This window comes from Wolbachia endosymbiont of Phyllotreta cruciferae, from assembly GCF_918697765.1.
GTDB classification, from domain to species: Bacteria; Pseudomonadota; Alphaproteobacteria; order Rickettsiales; family Anaplasmataceae; genus Wolbachia; species Wolbachia pipientis.
The window spans coordinates 1,022,446-1,039,827 of record NZ_OU953855.1 but is presented as its reverse complement, the minus strand read 5'-3'; the positions used below and the strand labels follow the sequence as shown (position 1 = coordinate 1,039,827).

The following is a 17,382-nucleotide window of genomic DNA, read 5'->3' as shown; positions in this document are numbered from 1 at the left end:
CAGAACCGTGCTTGCAGCTTTCCCGCACACGGCTCCACAATGTAGTATTCACAGCATTTCCTATTTTGTATATAATGAGTAGCATATTCTTGGTTTTGGTAATGGATTAACTTGTAGATAGTGTATAAATTGCTTTGAATTCATACTCTTCTTCTGACTACGTCGGTTTATCCATTTATACGCTAGCTTGATTACCCGCCAGAAGAATTTATTCAACCACCGGTAATTTCCGCTAACTCCGAAGTAGTTATAGTGTCCTGTTAGTTTTGCTTTAAGTATTGACCACCAATCTTTAAGGTGAACTTTATTTCGAATCTTTTTCACCCATTCTTTGATTTCTTTAAGTTTTCTAGATAGATTTTCTTTCGAGGTTTTATGACCTACCATTACTCTACCTTTACGACTCCTTGTACCATAATGGGTGAATCCTAGAAAGTTGAAACTTTCCGTTTTTCGTTTCTCCCTTATTCCTTGTTGCCACTCCTTTTTGCCAAACTTTACTATTCTTGTTTTGTCTTCAGATATTTCCAGTCCAAATTTTCCTAGCCTTTGTTTCAGTGACTCTAAGAGTTCTCTAGCATCTTTTTCTCTTTCGCAGCAAATCAGGTGATCGTCTGCATACCTAACTAGCTCCATATAACCTTTAGATCTTAGCTTGAATTTCTTTTCAAACCACAAATCCAGCACATAATGCAACTATATATTAGCTAGTATAGGACTTACTATTCCCCCCTGAGGTGTGCCTAGTTCAGTTGCTTCATAATGTCCTGCTTCGACTACTCCTGCCTTAAGAAATCGTTTTACTAACCACAGTATGTTTGGGTCTGTTATCCGTTCTCTCAAGCATCTCATTAGCCATTTGTGCTGGACATTATCAAAGAATTTCTTGATATCAACTTCTACTACATAGTTAGTTGGTCTGTACATAACTGCTTTATTTAGTGCATTTACCGCTTGATGACAGCTTCTACCAGGACGAAAACCATATGAGTTATCCAGAAAGTTAGCTTCATAAATATTTTCTAATATCTTCTTCAGCATTATCTGGACTAACTTATCTTCTGTAGACGGTACTCCAAGCCCGCGTTTCTCTTTGCTTCCAGCTTTTGGTATATATACTCTTTTCACTGGTTGCGGTTGATATCGCTTTCTTTTCATACTATCCACCAGAGTGTTGAGCTTCTCTTCAAGATTTTCTCCATAAGCTTCTACTGTCACCTGGTCTATACCGCATGCTTTGTTATGCTTTAGCTCTTTATAACATTCAGCAAGATTCTCTGCGTTTATCAGATGAATTAACGATTAAATTTCAATCGTTTATCTTGCCTGGCTCTTACTGCTATCTGATTTAGTTTTCTTTGCACGTTATTCCAACCTCCGTTGTATTGGCATAGCAATTCCTAAACCAGTCACTATATTGCTGACCGCTTCCCCTTGTATGTGGCTTTCCCACACTCTGAGTACTATCAATCAGTCCGACTTCCTTTATATCTTCCGTCAGTACTCGCCTTTGTTGACTTGTTCCAACGTACCTTAATAGGAATACAAAGGATCTCCCAAGTTTACGTAAACTCCATCTCAACACGTGATACGGCCTCAGATCCCGATAGAGTGAGTGATAACTTGCCCTATTGTTACCCTTCTTGCTGTCTTCCACTATATGCAACGTGTCGACCTCTATGACATCGAGAATTTCGGGACTCAATACCTTCACTTTCGTTGTACCCTGTGTTGTCCATTCCACTAGCTTTACTACGCTCGTTACCTTACGCAGCATAGTGGTTTGTTCCAGCCTGCTGGCTAGGCTTTGCCTGGGTTGGATTTTCACCAACTGGACTTTACGCACTTTGCTTGGCGCACGCATGTTTCACCTAAAAAGGACACATTTTAAACTTCTTTGTTGAAATAAAATAGAAACAAAAGTGCTGTTTATTGCACTCTTTGGATAATTTAATGATAAAAAATTTAGAGAGAAATTTTATACACTATCGCTGATATTTTTCCTTAAGTTGACGCCATTGACTGAACACTGTAGTTACCGATAAAAGATCAAGTTAACGTAAATAATCCGCTGCTAATATTCTTTGCTAGATATATTAGAGTAATATGCCTCATCCCAAAACATTATTTCTAATTCCAGCCCTTTCTTAAAAAACTCATACATCCTCTTTTTTTCACAGTCACTAGCTTTTTTATATAGCTTATTTGTAATATCAGTAACCTCATCAATTACAGCATTTACTGTTTCGCTACTATAAATGTTGATCCACTCTTTGTATTTGTTATTTTTAACCCCTTTAGTTGTTATCTCATTTACCATATGGCGTATAACGATTTGGTATATGTTAAAGCAAGAATAAGATGCTACTAAAGCTTCATTAACAGAATTGTGATATGCGGCACTCATGAAAAAGTCAGTAAAGGCAGAACAAGCTCTTGACTTTTTGTGATCATCAGATAGATCACAATCTTCAAAATATTTTTTATACTGTTCTCGAACATAAAATGCTCCTTGTGCCAAATTGATTAAACTACTCATCATTTCAATATCATCAACTCTAGCTGCAACAATTAAAAAAGCACGAGCGCAATCTATACAATACAGAAAATCCTGCTGAAGGTAGAATTTGAATTTTTCATAATCTAATGTATTATTTATCAATTCAACATTAAAAGGGTGTTCTTTTATTTTATCAATAAGATCAGAAAACTCTTTTACAATTACGTTGTACAGTTCTCCTTCTATTTCGTTATACACTTTATAAGCCTCACAATAAAAATTGAATATAAAAATTATTACTAATGTGGTATAATTATTATGAAAAAGCGTGCTATGCTTTAACAATAAGCTAGTATATAAATATGGGGCTGTAAATCAAAAATTTTAGCAATCTAAAGAAATTTTACTATTACCTTCTATATTGAATTCTCTACAAAGATCAGCAGACAAGTTCATGCTTTCCCAAGAAAATCCACCGTCCCTTTCCGACTGTTTACCAAAATGTCCATAACAGGCTGTACGTTTATATATAGGATGATTAAGCGATAAATGCTTGATTATGCCTTTTGTTGATAAATCTATATTATTCTCGATAAACTTTTTAATTACTCTTTCCTCTACCTTATTCGCACCAAATGTATCAATATAGAATGAAGTAGGTTTTGATACACCAATTGCATAAGAAAGCTGCACAAGACAACGTTCAGCCAAACCTGCAAAGACAATATTTTTAGCAAGATATCTTGCCATATAAGCCGCAGATCTATCAACTTTGGTTGCATCTTTTCCGGAAAACGCTCCTCCACCGTGTGGAATATAACCTCCATAAGTATCAACCATAATTTTTCGTCCGGTTAATCCACAATCACTAACCGGTCCACCAATAACAAATCTACCAGTTGGATTGACTAAGAGATTTTCCTCAGGACACATCCATCCTTCAGGTAAAGATGAAACTATGTAAGGGTAAATTATTTCTTTTACTTTTGATTGATCCAAATCCTCAGGGTGCTGTATTGAGACAATAATACTTTCAGCACGTACCGGGAGGTTATTCTCATATGCCAAAGTGATTTGTGACTTTGCATCTGGACCAAGTTTTGCTTCTTTAACTGCGCTCATGATATTTTTCAGAATCGAGTGTGCATAAAAAATGGGTGCCGGCATAAGGTTTTCTGTCTCTGTTGTTGCATAGCCATACATTATGCCCTGATCTCCAGCACCTTGATCCAACCCTTACTATTACCCACAAATATAAATGTTTGTTGCATAGCTCTTAATGGCATAACTTTTGCTTGAAATAACTGTTTATATGGTGCAATTTACAGCTTTTAGTTGCTAAAATTATAACTCTTAGTTTAATAATTTTAATCTAATAAGCTTTCAGGTTAATAAAATTAAATTATTTGAGTAAATACAATACTATGTTTTTATTTGTGGGTAATAGTAAGGATCCAACCCTATTGCAATGTCATTTGATTGCTCATGCAGCAATATATTTACTTTCACTTTTCTCCAGTGGAACCCATCGTGCTTGTAACCAATATCTTTTATTGTATTCCGTACAATACTTTCAATCCTGCTATTTTTGATGTTAGGCCCAAACACTTCCCCAGCTATAATAACGTTATCTTTGGTGACTAAAGTCTCTATTGCAGCTCGCGCAAAAGGATCAGTAAAAAGGTACTCATCAAGTATTGCATCTGAAATTTGATCTGCTACTTTATCTGGATGACCAGCCGCCACTGATTCACTGGTTACTAAATTTTTATATAAACTCATGTTTTTGCTTATACAATATCAAAACCGCTATAGAAAACACAGTTAGTAACTACTAAATGGTGGGTCTGGGAAGAGTTGAACCTCCGACCTCACGCTTATCAGGCGTGCGCTCTAACCACCTGAGCTACAGACCCATGATTTATTCAAGCTGAAGCTTTCATATTATCTGTAGGCACGATATCAATAAAAGTCTTTTTATTTGCTGACCTTCTAAAGCTGACCCAGCCTTCTATTTTAGCAAAAATCGTATGATCTTTACCTATACCAACATTCTTTCCAGGATGGAATTTTGTGCCTCTTTGGCGCACAATTATGTTACCAGGAATAACCTTCCCATTCTTCTTTATTCCTAACCTACGACCCGCTGAATCTCTACCATTACAGGAACTACCACCTGATTTTTTAGTTGCCATATCTTACCTCTTACTTTTGAAGACTAATTTCATTTATACGAAGAACAGTTATATACTGCCTATGACCAGTTTTCCTACGGTAATTTTTTCTTCTTTTCTTCTTAAAGATTATAATTTTTTCCCCCCTGCACTGCTCCAACACTTCAGCTTTAACAGTAGCATTAGATGAATAAGATAAGCCATTATTTGAAATACAAATCACCTTATTGATTTCCACCTCTTTTTTTTCTTCAGCTTCTAACTTCTCTACCTTTATTATACTACCTTCTTTTACTAAATATTGCTTTCCACCAGTCTCAATTACTGCAAACATGATAAATATAAATTATTGTTATTAACTTTAATCGTAAACGATGTCATATACGCTGTCAATATAAATAAAAAGCATGACTTAACGTTCTTTTTGAGCTACTAAAATACTTCTATCTGTTTTCATCTTTTATCTACCTTTTCTCAGACAGTAGACTTCTTGCATAACCTAAGCAGAAAAAAGGCAAATAGTTATTATAGCTCTAAGTTTACCGACACCGTCATGCAAGTAGCCCCTTCTCCTGTCATCCGAGTAGCTGACACTGGTTTACCTTATGATGATGTCATGAAAGTAGCTGACACTGGAATGGCTTTGTTGCATCGCTACTTATGAAAGGCTAACTATAGTTAGCCTTATAAGTAACCTATTGAAAATCTTGTTTTTTTGCAATCAATCTGATCAAATTTAAGAATAGTAATTTATTATTTACATTAATAAATTTAATTCTATTGAAAATAGCTAAAGCATTGAAATTCTTGAATTTTAGCCGGATTAGTGAGTGGTAGTGAAATTTCTTTTACTCAAATTTAGGTATTCACTGACCGTTCTTGTTATAAATACCAGAATAATAAGCTACTGATATTCTCCATCTTTTTTATCTTTAATCCATCATAGCTAGCGATGCAACAAAGCCCACTGGAATCCAGCCTTTTCATCCAAGACGGCAGCGCCTCCTTCTTCTGTCATCCCAGTGCCCAGACACTGGGATAGCACTGGAATGACACCTTCCTGCCCAATTCATGTTGCTATAAATATTAAGAAATTTACCAAGCGAAAAAAAAGGCAAAAGAAGCCCCGTGGTTATTGTCCGCTTTAAAATATTGGCGTTTTTTATGTTTTAAACGCTTGACAAGCGAAATTCAGCTGCTTTTAATTGCAACTAACCTACGCTGCAAATGTTTAAGAAATTTACTAAGCAGAAAAAAAGACAAAGGACCCCCGAGTTAGCTAGTCTTTTACTATCTCTGTCGAGTATTGGCATTTTTTGATGTCTTGTAACGCTTTATAAGCGCGTTCAGCTTATTTAGATAAAAATCTAGATGTAGATGAAGTTTTGTAAAGACATACAGTATCTATATACTGCAAAAAATTAAACATAAGACGCCGATACATTAAGTAATCCTTACCTTTTAATCTGCAGATTGGCGAAAGCAAATACAATAGCTTCACTGTTATGATAAGGGGGCTGGCGGAGTTTGTCAAGGAAGTTTTTTTGTTTCTATTCCCAATAAAAGTTTGTTATATGGTTATGCAAGAAGTCTAATATTAAAAATGACACAACAACATAATTAAATTAGACTACTTTATTCTCTTAGTTACTTGCTTTTCTCTTGCTATTGCAAGGCTTTTTTCTGGTACATCCTCAACTATAACACTACCTGCTGCAATTACAGATTCATCATGAATATTAAGCGGCGCAATTAGTGAGCTATTGGCGCCAACAAAGCAATTGCTCCCTATATTCGTTTCATGTTTATTTTTCCCATCATAATTACAAACAATAGTGCCTGCTCCTATATTACTCTCCTGCCCTACTTTAGCATTTCCTATATAACTTAAGTGTTTTATTCTAGTGTTTTGACCAACTTCACTTATTTTCACTTCCACAAAATTTCCTATTTTTGCCTTATTACCAATTGTTGTGTTTCCGCGTATTCTGGTAAATGGACCGACCTCAGCATTACTTTTAATTAAGCAATTTTCTAAATGCGAAAATGGCAGTATTTTCGCACCAGACTCTATTTTCACTCCAGTACCGAAAAAAACATATGGGTAAATAACTGAATCTCTGGCAATTTGCGTATCAAGAGAAAAGAAAACAGTCTCTGGTGCAACAAGCGTTACTCCGGAGTCGGTAAAAATTTTTCTTTTATTTTCTTGAAAGTAAAACTCAGCTTTTATAAGGTCATTTCTGTTATTTATTCCCGTTGCTTCTTCTCCACCGGTAATAACGTAACCGACATTTAAATTACTCTTCACTGCAATGGAAACTATATCGGTCAAGTAATATTCATGAGTTGAGCTATTGCACTCTATTTTCTCCACCAATTCACGTAAATTCTTTGCACATGCAACCATTATTCCAGCATTTGCAAGAAATTCTTCATGATTATTTTTATCACTCTTTGCTTCTACGATTTCTCTTAAGGAACCATTCTCAATAATTAACCTACCGTATTCTTTATTGCTTGTCCTAAAACCTAGGCAAACTAGAGCCTTGCCTTCTAAATAACTAATCATTTTAGTTATTGTGCTGCTTTTTATGAGCGGAGTATCCCCATACTGCACAACAACTATGCTTGAATCTGGCAATTCTCTTAGGTTTCTCATCGCAGTTTTGACCGCATCTCCCGTGCCAAGTGTTGATTCTTGTGTAATTAACTGTATATCCTCAAAGCACTTTAGTCTTTCAATTAAAGGCTGATCAACTACAACAGCAATATTTTCAGGATTTAACTGTTTTGCATTATAAATGACATGCTGAAGCATGGAAAAATTGCCTATTTCGTGCAGAACCTTAGGCAAATCTGAATTCATCCGCCTGCCATGCCCGGCAGCAAGTATGATAAAAGTATGAGCTTTATTTATCACTTATCTTAAAGATGAAAAATGAAAACCATAATGATCAAGCCAACTGATTTTGTTATCGTAAAAGCTTCTTAGGTCGCTGATTTGATATTTTAGCATCGCAAGCCTTTCTATACCAATGCCAAACGCAAAACCGTTGTATTTAGTATGGTCTATTCCAACATTTTGAAATACATTTGGATGCACCATACCACATCCAAGCACTTCTATCCATTTACTACCTTTATAACTTATGTCCACTTCCGCAGAAGGCTCGGTAAAAGGGAAAAAACTATTACGAAAACGTATCTTCAGCCCTTTATCGCCAAAGAACTTATTAAGGAAGTGATGAATAGTAAATTTTAACTGGCCCATATTGACATTCTCATCGACATATAACCCCTCTATTTGATGGAACATAGGGGTGTGAGTTGCATCAAAGTCGTTTCTGTATACTCTACCTGCGGCTACTATTTTAATTGGGAATTTTTTTGTTTTTTCCATGGTTCTAATCTGTACAGATGAGGTGTGAGTGCGCAGTACCATTCTTTTATCATCTATTTTATTCTTTAAGTAGAAGGTATCTTGCTCCTCTCGTGCAGGATGATGACTTGGAGTATTCAGTGCATCAAATACATGAAATTCATCTTCAATGTCAGGGCCATCAACTGCCTTAAAACCCATATGTGCAAAAATAAGCTTTACTTCATTTAGAACCTTACTGAGTGGATGGACCTTGCCCATTTTTTCTGGTCTAACGGGCAACGTGATATCAACCGCCTCGTTCTGCAATTTAAAGCTAACTTCTTCGGCTTTTAGTATATTTTCCTTATTCATTATAAGCTGATCTAGCTTATTACGTAAAACGTTGATAATTTCGCCTAAATTACGCTTTTTCTCTGCATTTTCTATCTTTTTTAAGTTATCAAAATACGCTCTAACTACACCCTTTTTTCCCAAATATAATAGTCTAACTTTTTCTAAATCTTGCAAAAAAGAAGCATTCTCAATTTCGGAAACTGCTTTATCTTCAAGTGAAAGTATGTCATCTAATAACTCTTTATTCATCTTAAAAACGCTGGCTTAAACTTTCATTATAGTGAAATTTTAAATATCATCAACAATTCGAAAAATTGCCCTATTCTGATTATTAATTTATTGACTGATTAATCTTTTTTATTTACCTTTGCGTTGATGAATTCACTGTATCAACTATGCACAACAGTAACACTGAAACTAAGAATAAGTATAAAATAGAGGATTTACCTAAGCTCTTTAAGGAAAAATCCAAAAACATAAGTAAAGCATTTTCTAGCGAAACAATTAAGATCAGTGCTATTCGCTCGAGAAGTATTGAAAGCAATATACAAAAATTTTCATTTGAGCTAACAGCAACAGATAAAGACACCTTTAATATAAGATTATTTCGAATAAACCCTTTAATTGATTTTTTCAAAATCTGTCTTCCTCAGGAAAAAAATTTTACAGTCAACATGAAAGTGCCGAAAGAAAGCAGTGAATTATATAATAACCACTGTAAAACTAACAGTTACAAAACTGTAGAAGAATTCATAAATAATGCTCCATCTCAAATTCTCTTACAAGGAGTAACAATAACACTACAAACAGATGTTAAAGACATTAACTTAGATAATTTGCACCAAATAGGGTCATTTTTAAATGAAAAGCTAAAACATGCAGAAAAAACTGAAAATGAGGAACGGAGTCAAGTTACACTACAAGTAAAAGAAGCAGAAAATAAAAACAGACAAGAACAGAGTGAAACTGAGCAAAAAAACGCACAAAATAGACAAATTGTACTATTTACAGGCTCGTTTGGCTTTAACATAGCAAGCAAAGTAAATTGTAAAGCTCCAGTGGTTACTGCTGCAATAAAAGCTAATATACCAAAATATAGAATCTTCCTTCCCTTATCTAATTTTTTTAATGATGTAATAAGGTTATCCCTTTTAAGAACACCAAAACTTTCTATACAGAGCAACAATATACCATTTGGTGTCATTCCAGCGCTTGACCAGAAAAAAAGAGACATGGATCCAAGTAGTATAGGAAATCTAATACCTCAAGAAGCAGAACAGAATGTAGGTCAAACTACTTCGCACACAGAGTATTTTAAAGCTAATAGAAAAAAATCGAAAAAGCAAGCTCAAGAACTACCAGAAGAAGAAAAACAACCTACCATAAAACAAGCACGAAATGATGCTAGAGTAGCTATGATAGATAACCAAATTGAGCACAGGGGAAAAAAACTCGATGAAATATTTATTGAAGTGATAAATGGATACAAAGATCAAGATCCAGAAACATTTCGCAATGTTTTTAACTCAATATTCAATATTATTTATTTTCAAGACAAACAATTACATGAAATCTTAGAGCCAGGCGAAATAACAGAAGTATTACAGATACTCGAAAGGCCACAACCTCTTAGTAACTCACTTTTAGGTAAAGAATATTTACAAAAACAAGTATATAGAAAAAAAGAGCAATTGCTTAAATTAGTTTCAGGTGTTTATATACAACAACCTTCTCCACAACATGAAAATACTCCTCATAAATCTACAAACCCTTTACCAATTAAAGATCCTTCACCAGCAACAAATGAAGCTAAAACTCTACCACCTACTAACATTGCACTCAAATCACCGTTAAAAACTGTATTTTCCTCAAAAAAGGCTTATTTTTGTCTATTTATAACAGTAGCATCTGCATCAACACTTTGCTTATGGCATTTTCCATCAGGAAAAGTGTCAATGTTAAAAGGATTAGTGCCACCAGAAAAAAGAGAAAGTATTGGGCTAGCATTGAACATAGGGTTACCAATATTAACTGCATTATGTGTTTTGAGTTTAGCTTACTTTATATATTCTGAGTATTCTATAGAATCTATTGAACAGAACAAATCTCCTTCTCGCATTTAAACTTATCCAAAATGTAAACAAGTTGTCCTAAGAGATCTTTCATGGTAAAATTATTTATTTTCACCATATGTTTAAAGGGATTATTACGGATATTGGAACTATAACTGATACTACCACTCACCCCAACTCTGATCAAATTTTCCATATCAAAACACAAAATTTATCCTCTATAAGTAAAGGAGATTCAATAGCTTGCTCTGGTGCGTGTTTAACTGTTGTTGATATAATGAGCGATATATTTACAGTCCAAGTGTCTCAAGAAACTATGAAGGTTGCTAACTTAAATACGTGGAAAATAGGGAAAAAAATAAACCTAGAACAAACAATGAGATTAAGTGATAAGATCGATGGCCACCTGGTTCAGGGTCATGTTGATGGGATAGTAAAAATTTTAACAATTAATCAAAATTTAGATTCTCATGAAATCAAGCTATCGTGCTCACAAGAATTAATTAAATTTGTTGCAAAAAAAGGCTCCGTTACACTAAATGGGGTTTCCCTCACAGTGAACTCAGTTATCACCAGACCCCTTTCGAAATTTGTTTGTGGTGAGAAATTTTTAGGAGAAGCACAGGCGAGCACCGCAGAATACTTAAATGTATTTGAGGAGCACAGTCAAGCTTTGACAACAAAATTGCCATCAGAAATCGAATTTCAAAAGGGGTCTGCCGAATTTACAGTAAATATAATTCCCTACACATGGGAAAATACAACTTTTCAGTACAACAAAGTAAATGATTATTTGAATTTAGAAATTGACATGATCGCTAGGTATTTAGATCAATTGATGCAGCATAAATACAATTAATTTTACAACCTTGTTATTTACAACTATTATATCTTGAAAACCATATAGATATAAAACATGCTTTTCGATAGCCTAATTATCTTCATTGTTGTCCTATGCGTAATAATCTCGGTAACTAGAGGCTTTATAAAAGAGCTATGCGCACTAATGTTTCTATTTTTATCGGTCTTTCTGACAGCTAATCACTATGATTTTTTCACTCCAAATTATAGTAAATATTTTGATTCTAAAGTTACACTAAACATACTTTCTACAATCTCTGTATTTATTATACTTAATCTTATATTCATGATAATAAATAACTGGCTAATGTACATATTATCACCCATAAGGTTGGGGTTTATCGATAGAGTTACTGGAATCTTTCTCGGAGTGCTTAAAGGAATATTGCTCTCTTATGTATTATTTTTTGCTGTGCACTTATATTGCTACACAGTATATGACAAAAAAGAGGGAGAGTATAAAATAGAAGCAGAAGACATATTGCCTAATTGGATAATAAATTCACACTCTTATCAGGCTTTATTTGTGACAGCAGAAGAAGTAATTGACATGTATGTACCAGAGTCGTTGATACTAAAAATAAAAGAGATCGGTGGAGAAATGGTTGATCAAGAAAAACCTAAAAACAATAAAAAAGAAGAGTAAATATTTATTTATAAATATTTTCATTGGGAGTATTCAAAAAGCCATATGTGTCAGGTTAAGAGCACAGAATTTTTTACTGGAAATATTAATTTTGTTTTAGCAATAAATCAACTTAAGGTCATAATATCTTGACATTTATTTAATGTTGCTATATAATAGCTATGTACATTTTGTGTACTATAGCAATAAAATTACCTTGTAATAGGTGTATTGGACCCGAGGGCAGTACTCGGCGTCTCCACCATGTTTTTTAATTTATACGGGGACGAATAAGGATCGACATGCATAGTAAAGATGGTAGCTTTGCTCGGTTAGACACCACCGCTAAGAGTTCATAATTTAAATGCAAACGATAACTTTGCTGCTGGTAGTAATGAATGTTGTGTTGCTGCTTAATTTAGCACAACCAATTTATTACTAAAGCACGGTTCAGGGAACGCCGGGTAACAGAAGTTCCCCCAAAATTTACGTATGTGAAAGTTATATGGAGCAAACAGATTACAAAAAACTGCTTAATTCTGCTAAGTTTCAAGTTATCAAAAAGACTTTAGATGTTATATCAGGTAATGGTTTTATCCCTCACTTAGAAATATTATTTTTCACATATTTTAATGGTGTGACCATGCCAGATCGTTTGAAAAAGTCATACCCTACTCAAATGCTTATTATATTACAGCATCAATTCTATGATTTAAAAGTTTCTGAGGATAAATTTAGCGTCAGTTTGAGTTTTCAAGGAAAACAAGAGCGAATTACTATACCGTTTTTTGCTATTAGTGAGTTTCGTGATAAAATTTCAGGAGATGTTTTAATATTTGACAAAATCAGTATCGACTCTGATAAAGAATACAAAAGTGAAAAATGTACTGAAAAACTATCAAACGGTAGTATTATATCCATAGATCAACTGCGTGATGAGTAACTGCTCATCTTTATAAACAAAAAATATTAATAGAAAAAAGTGGTCTAACTTAAGTAATAGAATAGAGGGTAGATAAATATGCTAAATCTTTAATTATTTATTAACGCAGGTGGCAAAATTTTTCTTACATATCATCAACTTCCTTTATTGAAAAATTCAGAAAAATGTTGTATAATTATTAGTAGACTTTGGTAAAACATATGACAGATTCAGGAATTAGTATAACTTTTGACCCAAAAACTTCACATAACCTTACTAAGTTAGCTGAAATCACCAAGGAATCCGTTCAAGAACTAGCAAAAAGGTTAGTCATCGAAGGAATCGAGTGCGAAGTAGAAGATATTGCGTTATATAAAACTATTAAGGAATGTGAGGATGTAGACTGGAATACAGTACTATCTGAAAGGGAGAGGACATAAACTGAAATACGATATTGTCTACTCAAAAAACTTTACTGAAAGAGATTTTCTAAATCTTCCAAAAACAATAAGATCAAGGATTACAAAAGCGATAAACGAGCGGCTTACAACTGATCCAATTAAATTTGGTAAACCATTACGTGGCAGGCTAAAAGGGTATAGAAGAATAAGGGTTAGTGATTATCGAATTATTTATACTGTAAATATTGCAAAACATAAGGTATTTGTTGCTACAGCAGGACATAGAGACACCATTTATGAGAAGGCTACTTGATAAACATTAAATATATTTTTATACAGCCCTCCTTCCTTTATTGAAAAATTAAAAAAAATGTTGTAAAATAGCTATAGTAGTAGACTTTGGTAAAACTTATGGTAAATTCAAAAGTTAGTGTAACTTTCAACCCAGAAACTTCGCAGCATCTTGTTGAACTAGCTAGAGCCACCAAGCAGTCTGTTCAAAAATTAACAGAAAAGCTAGTCAAGGAAGCAATCGAACTTGAAGCGGAAGATATTGCATTTTCCAAAATTATTAGGGAGTTAAATTCTGATGATGCAGAAGAAGTAGAGGATAGTGAAGACATCTGGAAATAAGCAATACACCATTAAATATCTAAAGCATGTTCTTAAAAGAAATTTGCCTTCCTTGCCGGAAGATGTAAAGCCAAGTATTAAAGATGCAATAAAAGAGTATCTTGAGACTGATCCTATTGGTAACGGTGTGTTGCTACGCAAGAGATTAAAGGAACATAGAAGAATAAAAGTTGCTGATGATTATCGTATTGTCTACCGTGTAAATATTGTAAAACGTATAGTAATTATTGTTTCAATAGGACACAGGGACAATATTTACAAGCAGGCAATATTGGACCTACTGAAACATTAAATATATTTTTATACACCACTCCTTTCTTTATTGAAAAATTAAAAAAAATGTTGTATAATTATTAGTGGACTTTGGTAAAACATATGGCAAATTCAGGCATTAACATAGCTCTTAGCGAAGAAACTTTAAAGCATCTTGCTGAATTATCTGAATTTACTAAACAGCCCGTTCAAGAATTAGCAGGAAAACTATTTAGAGAAGCAGTTGAGCTTGAAATGGAGGATTTTTTAGTATCTAAAATTTCTGATGAGCGTGATGTTGAAGGTGCAGAAACAGTTGATTTTGAAGATATTAAGTGGGATTAGAGCGTTACAAGGTTAAGTCTCTAAAGAGTGTTGTTGAAAAAGATTTACCAAACCTTCCAAAGACAATAAGGCTAAGAGTTCAAAAGGCTATAAAAGAACGTCTTACAGTTGACCCAATAAATTTTGGTGAACCACTACATCATAACTTAAAAGGATGTAGAAGGCTAAGAGTTGGTGACTATCGTGTAATTTACAGAGTAAATCAATTAGATCATATAGTAACTATCACAGAGATAGGACATAGAGATGATATTTATAAGAAATAAATATCAACATTAATATATATTATACACCCCTCCTTCCTTGTCCATTCTCTACTTTAGGTGGCTTTGCGCAGCTCAAAAAATGAAGTTTTTTTTGGTTCAGCAAAAACAACATTTTGAGTTTGAAAAGGCTAAATACTTGTCTTTTATATAACTTTCGTGTAATAGATATGTATGCATCCAATCATATATCTACTCAATACGTTAATTGATCTTTATAGCTTCATTCTAATATGTTGGGTTGTCCTAAACTGGCTGGTTAAACTTAATATGGTGAACATATATAATGAAACTGTCAGTAGCATAATGCACATCTTGCAATTGACATATCCACCACTAAAGATTATTAGAAGATATATACCACCGTTCAACGGATTAGATTTATCTATAATGATATTGCTAATAACAATTCACTTTGTAAAATATACAGTAGCTTACTACTTTAGGTAGATGTTAAAAAAATATCTAAAATCAGCAATATATCTATCCCTTTTAATATATATATATATATCAGTTTTTAGCTATAACTATAAAGATCCTTCCTTAAACACGGCTACAAATGAGGAAGTGACAAATTTAGGTGGAATAGTAGGTTCATATTTAGCTGATATATTGGTTCAATTTCTTGGATTAACTAGTGTTACAATAGCTACAACCATAGTTTACTTGTTGATCTTCAGGCCAGCAAAAATACTGCTGAAAATTCTCTATTTAATATTAATCAATTTAGGGGTATGTGCTATATTACCACAACTTTCGCTAGGCATCACAGCAAGGTACAGACACAGTGGAATAATAGGGAATGCACTCGTTAATAACTGCCTGTTTTATGTATTTGTGATAGTAACATTAATAGGTCTTGTAGGATCTGTTGGTTGGAAGAGAACAATTTACTCTCTATTCTTCTTATGTAAAAAAATAGCTTGCTTATTTGTAAATGTTCCATTCTTCAGATCACATAAAACTGCTGAATATTCAGTTGCACCATTAGTAGTAGAAGAAAAACATAAAACTAAAATCACTACTAAACAACAACCAAAAGAAAGACAGAAAAAAGCTACCGAAGAAATTTTTAAACCTTCCAGTGAGTTCGAATTTCCAAGCATTCATTTACTTTCCAAAGCAGAGGAGTCTTTGCAGAGAAAACAGCTGAATGAAATGGAGAGCAATAAAAATTTATCTCTGCTGGAACAAGTCCTGAGTGATTTTGGCGTGCAAGGAAAAATTATCAGTGTATGCTATGGGCCGGTTGTGACTTTATACAAACTTGAACCACAAGCTGGTACGAAATCTGCAAGAGTAATTGGCCTTGCAGATGACATTGCACGTTCGATGAGTGCACTCTCTGCACGTATTTCAATAATTCGTGGGCAAAATGCTATGGGAATAGAGTTGCCGAACAAGGAACGGGAAATTGTAATGCTGCGTGATTTGCTTGAATCACCAGAATACCAAAATGCAAACTTAAATCTTCCAATTGCGCTTGGCAAAGAAATAAGTGGAAAACCAGTTATTGCAGATCTAACTAAAATGCCTCACTTGCTCGTTGCTGGAACCACAGGGTCTGGTAAATCAGTTGCGATTAACACTATGATTCTTTCACTCGTTTATCGATTAAGTCCTGACGAATGCAAGATGATAATGATCGACCCCAAAATGCTTGAGCTTTCAATATATGATGCAATACCACATCTAATAACGCCAGTAGTAACAGAGCCAAAAAAGGCTGTAGTCGCTCTTAAGTGGATAGTGAAAGAAATGGAAAACCGCTATCGCATGATGTCGTATTTGAATGTACGCAATGTTATAAACTATAATCAAAAAATCACAGAAGCGATGAATAGTGGAATAGAATTGGAGCGCGTTGTGCAGATTGGCTTTAACTCAACAACAGGCAAACCTCTGTTTGAAAAAATACCAATCAAGATGGAAACATTTCCATATATTGTAGTGATCGTGGATGAAATGGCAGATTTGATGCTTGTTGCCGGCAAAGAAATAGAGTGCTCTATTCAACGCTTAGCTCAGATGGCTCGTGCTGCAGGAATACACATCATAATGGCAACACAACGCCCATCTGTGGATGTGATCACAGGTGTGATAAAGGCGAACTTTCCAACGAGAATCAGTTTTGCTGTTACTTCTAAGATAGATAGCCGTACAATACTTGGCGAACAAGGGGCTGAACAATTGCTCGGCATGGGTGACATGCTCTATATGGCCTCTGGTGGTAAGATCATTCGAGTTCACGGCCCATTTGTAAGTGATAATGAGGTGCAAGATATAGTTGATCATCTGAAAATGCAAGGTGAGCCAAACTACATGGAGGAAATCACTAAAGAAGATGAAAATTCTTCTACAGAGTCACACGATGAAACGGAGGATGAAGAAAATGACCTCTATAACCAAGCAGTGGCCATCATTCAAAGAGATCAAAAAGTTTCAACCAGTTACATTCAAAGGCAGCTTAGAATAGGCTATAACAGAGCAGCAAACATCGTTGAAAGAATGGAAAAGGAAGGTATTGTCAGCGCTCCAAATTACTCAGGGAAAAGAGAGATATTGGTTGAATAACAATCTTGTAATACCTTAATTTAAGTTTTCGCACTTTCAAAA

The 17,382-nt window shown here is 34.3% G+C and carries 17 protein-coding genes, 1 tRNA gene, 1 other RNA gene and 3 pseudogenes; 13 read left to right on the top strand and 9 right to left on the bottom strand.

Annotated elements, in window-relative coordinates; genetic code table 11:
* Positions 1–60: 60 nt before the first annotated feature.
* From ltrA to pheS, 9 genes and pseudogenes are all read right to left on the bottom strand, one after another.
* Positions 61–1,158 (bottom strand): annotated as a pseudogene (gene ltrA / locus NL281_RS09245) (group II intron reverse transcriptase/maturase).
* Between the two features lie 916 nt (positions 1,159–2,074).
* Positions 2,075–2,758: a TenA family protein gene (locus NL281_RS04880; protein ID WP_038249063.1), complete on the bottom strand. Its 684-nt coding sequence runs from the start codon at positions 2,756–2,758 to the stop codon at positions 2,075–2,077.
* Positions 2,759–2,884: 126 nt separating this feature from the next.
* Positions 2,885–3,730, bottom strand: a pseudogene (metK, locus tag NL281_RS04875) (methionine adenosyltransferase); the annotation flags it as partial.
* 228 nt (positions 3,731–3,958) lie between these two features.
* A pseudogene (locus tag NL281_RS04870) lies at positions 3,959–4,282 on the bottom strand (S-adenosylmethionine synthetase N-terminal domain-containing protein); the annotation flags it as partial.
* Between the two features lie 57 nt (positions 4,283–4,339).
* A tRNA-Ile gene (locus NL281_RS04865) sits at positions 4,340–4,416 on the bottom strand.
* 9 nt (positions 4,417–4,425) lie between these two features.
* The gene (gene rpmA, locus NL281_RS04860; RefSeq protein ID WP_006279564.1) at positions 4,426–4,695 is read right to left on the bottom strand and encodes a 50S ribosomal protein L27; all 270 of its coding nucleotides are present in this window, start codon (positions 4,693–4,695) and stop codon (positions 4,426–4,428) included.
* A gap of 10 nt (positions 4,696–4,705) precedes the next feature.
* The gene (gene rplU / locus NL281_RS04855) at positions 4,706–5,008 is read right to left on the bottom strand and encodes a 50S ribosomal protein L21 (RefSeq protein WP_006279565.1); all 303 of its coding nucleotides are present in this window, start codon (positions 5,006–5,008) and stop codon (positions 4,706–4,708) included.
* A 1,296-nt stretch (positions 5,009–6,304) separates the two neighbouring features.
* Positions 6,305–7,597 (bottom strand): bifunctional UDP-N-acetylglucosamine diphosphorylase/glucosamine-1-phosphate N-acetyltransferase GlmU, encoded by a 1,293-nt coding sequence (glmU, locus tag NL281_RS04850; protein ID WP_253303028.1) that lies wholly within the window; start codon positions 7,595–7,597, stop codon positions 6,305–6,307.
* Positions 7,598–8,641 (bottom strand): phenylalanine--tRNA ligase subunit alpha, encoded by a 1,044-nt coding sequence (gene pheS / locus NL281_RS04845; protein WP_253303027.1) that lies wholly within the window; start codon positions 8,639–8,641, stop codon positions 7,598–7,600.
* 146 nt (positions 8,642–8,787) lie between these two features.
* Between pheS and NL281_RS04840 the strand changes: the two genes are divergently transcribed.
* The 13 genes from NL281_RS04840 to NL281_RS04780 all read left to right on the top strand — a co-directional run bounded on the left by NL281_RS04840 (position 8,788) and on the right by NL281_RS04780 (position 17,340).
* Entirely contained in the window at positions 8,788–10,515 is a 1,728-nt protein-coding gene (locus tag NL281_RS04840; protein WP_253303026.1) for a hypothetical protein, read from the top strand.
* A 67-nt stretch (positions 10,516–10,582) separates the two neighbouring features.
* The gene (locus tag NL281_RS04835; protein ID WP_253303025.1) at positions 10,583–11,323 is read left to right on the top strand and encodes a riboflavin synthase; all 741 of its coding nucleotides are present in this window, start codon (positions 10,583–10,585) and stop codon (positions 11,321–11,323) included.
* Between the two features lie 57 nt (positions 11,324–11,380).
* The gene (locus NL281_RS04830) at positions 11,381–11,971 is read left to right on the top strand and encodes a CvpA family protein (protein ID WP_182318983.1); all 591 of its coding nucleotides are present in this window, start codon (positions 11,381–11,383) and stop codon (positions 11,969–11,971) included.
* 124 nt (positions 11,972–12,095) lie between these two features.
* Positions 12,096–12,432, top strand: a transfer-messenger RNA (tmRNA) gene (gene ssrA, locus NL281_RS04825).
* 23 nt (positions 12,433–12,455) lie between these two features.
* Entirely contained in the window at positions 12,456–12,893 is a 438-nt protein-coding gene (locus tag NL281_RS04820; protein WP_006279412.1) for a ClpXP protease specificity-enhancing factor SspB, read from the top strand.
* 200 nt (positions 12,894–13,093) lie between these two features.
* Positions 13,094–13,312 (top strand): hypothetical protein, encoded by a 219-nt coding sequence (locus NL281_RS04815; RefSeq protein ID WP_006279413.1) that lies wholly within the window; start codon positions 13,094–13,096, stop codon positions 13,310–13,312.
* Positions 13,281–13,586 (top strand): type II toxin-antitoxin system RelE family toxin, encoded by a 306-nt coding sequence (locus tag NL281_RS04810; protein WP_310732675.1) that lies wholly within the window; start codon positions 13,281–13,283, stop codon positions 13,584–13,586. Before NL281_RS04815 ends, NL281_RS04810 begins: the two co-directional genes overlap by 32 nt.
* 86 nt (positions 13,587–13,672) lie before the next feature.
* Entirely contained in the window at positions 13,673–13,906 is a 234-nt protein-coding gene (locus NL281_RS04805) for a hypothetical protein (RefSeq protein WP_370273913.1), read from the top strand.
* Positions 13,887–14,198 carry a type II toxin-antitoxin system RelE family toxin gene (locus NL281_RS04800; protein WP_253303024.1) on the top strand — a complete coding sequence of 104 codons (312 nt, stop codon included), beginning with the start codon at positions 13,887–13,889 and terminating at the stop codon, positions 14,196–14,198. Before NL281_RS04805 ends, NL281_RS04800 begins: the two co-directional genes overlap by 20 nt.
* An 83-nt stretch (positions 14,199–14,281) precedes the next feature.
* Positions 14,282–14,503 carry a hypothetical protein gene (locus NL281_RS04795; protein WP_006279415.1) on the top strand — a complete coding sequence of 74 codons (222 nt, stop codon included), beginning with the start codon at positions 14,282–14,284 and terminating at the stop codon, positions 14,501–14,503.
* A complete protein-coding gene (locus NL281_RS04790; RefSeq protein ID WP_015588829.1) occupies positions 14,494–14,769 on the top strand; it encodes a type II toxin-antitoxin system RelE family toxin in 276 nt (91 codons plus the stop codon). Before NL281_RS04795 ends, NL281_RS04790 begins: the two co-directional genes overlap by 10 nt.
* Before the next feature lie 171 nt (positions 14,770–14,940).
* The gene (locus NL281_RS04785; RefSeq protein ID WP_253303023.1) at positions 14,941–15,216 is read left to right on the top strand and encodes a YggT family protein; all 276 of its coding nucleotides are present in this window, start codon (positions 14,941–14,943) and stop codon (positions 15,214–15,216) included.
* Positions 15,217–17,340 carry an FtsK/SpoIIIE family DNA translocase gene (locus tag NL281_RS04780; protein WP_253303022.1) on the top strand — a complete coding sequence of 708 codons (2,124 nt, stop codon included), beginning with the start codon at positions 15,217–15,219 and terminating at the stop codon, positions 17,338–17,340. It begins immediately after the preceding gene.
* The last annotated feature ends 42 nt before the right edge of the window (positions 17,341–17,382 follow it).

Excerpts from the sequence above, each read along its gene's own strand:
- rpmA (WP_006279564.1), bottom strand. The coding sequence starts at position 4,695 with ATGGCAACTAAAAAATCAGGTGGTAGTTCCTGTAATGGTAGAGATTCA.
- rplU (WP_006279565.1), bottom strand. The coding sequence starts at position 5,008 with ATGTTTGCAGTAATTGAGACTGGTGGAAAGCAATATTTAGTAAAAGAA.
- pheS (WP_253303027.1), bottom strand. The coding sequence starts at position 8,641 with ATGAATAAAGAGTTATTAGATGACATACTTTCACTTGAAGATAAAGCA.
- NL281_RS04840 (WP_253303026.1), top strand. The coding sequence starts at position 8,788 with ATGCACAACAGTAACACTGAAACTAAGAATAAGTATAAAATAGAGGAT.
- NL281_RS04835 (WP_253303025.1), top strand. The coding sequence starts at position 10,583 with ATGTTTAAAGGGATTATTACGGATATTGGAACTATAACTGATACTACC.
- NL281_RS04830 (WP_182318983.1), top strand. The coding sequence starts at position 11,381 with ATGCTTTTCGATAGCCTAATTATCTTCATTGTTGTCCTATGCGTAATA.
- NL281_RS04820 (WP_006279412.1), top strand. The coding sequence starts at position 12,456 with ATGGAGCAAACAGATTACAAAAAACTGCTTAATTCTGCTAAGTTTCAA.
- NL281_RS04815 (WP_006279413.1), top strand. The coding sequence starts at position 13,094 with ATGACAGATTCAGGAATTAGTATAACTTTTGACCCAAAAACTTCACAT.
- NL281_RS04795 (WP_006279415.1), top strand. The coding sequence starts at position 14,282 with ATGGCAAATTCAGGCATTAACATAGCTCTTAGCGAAGAAACTTTAAAG.
- NL281_RS04785 (WP_253303023.1), top strand. The coding sequence starts at position 14,941 with ATGCATCCAATCATATATCTACTCAATACGTTAATTGATCTTTATAGC.
- NL281_RS04780 (WP_253303022.1), top strand. The coding sequence starts at position 15,217 with ATGTTAAAAAAATATCTAAAATCAGCAATATATCTATCCCTTTTAATA.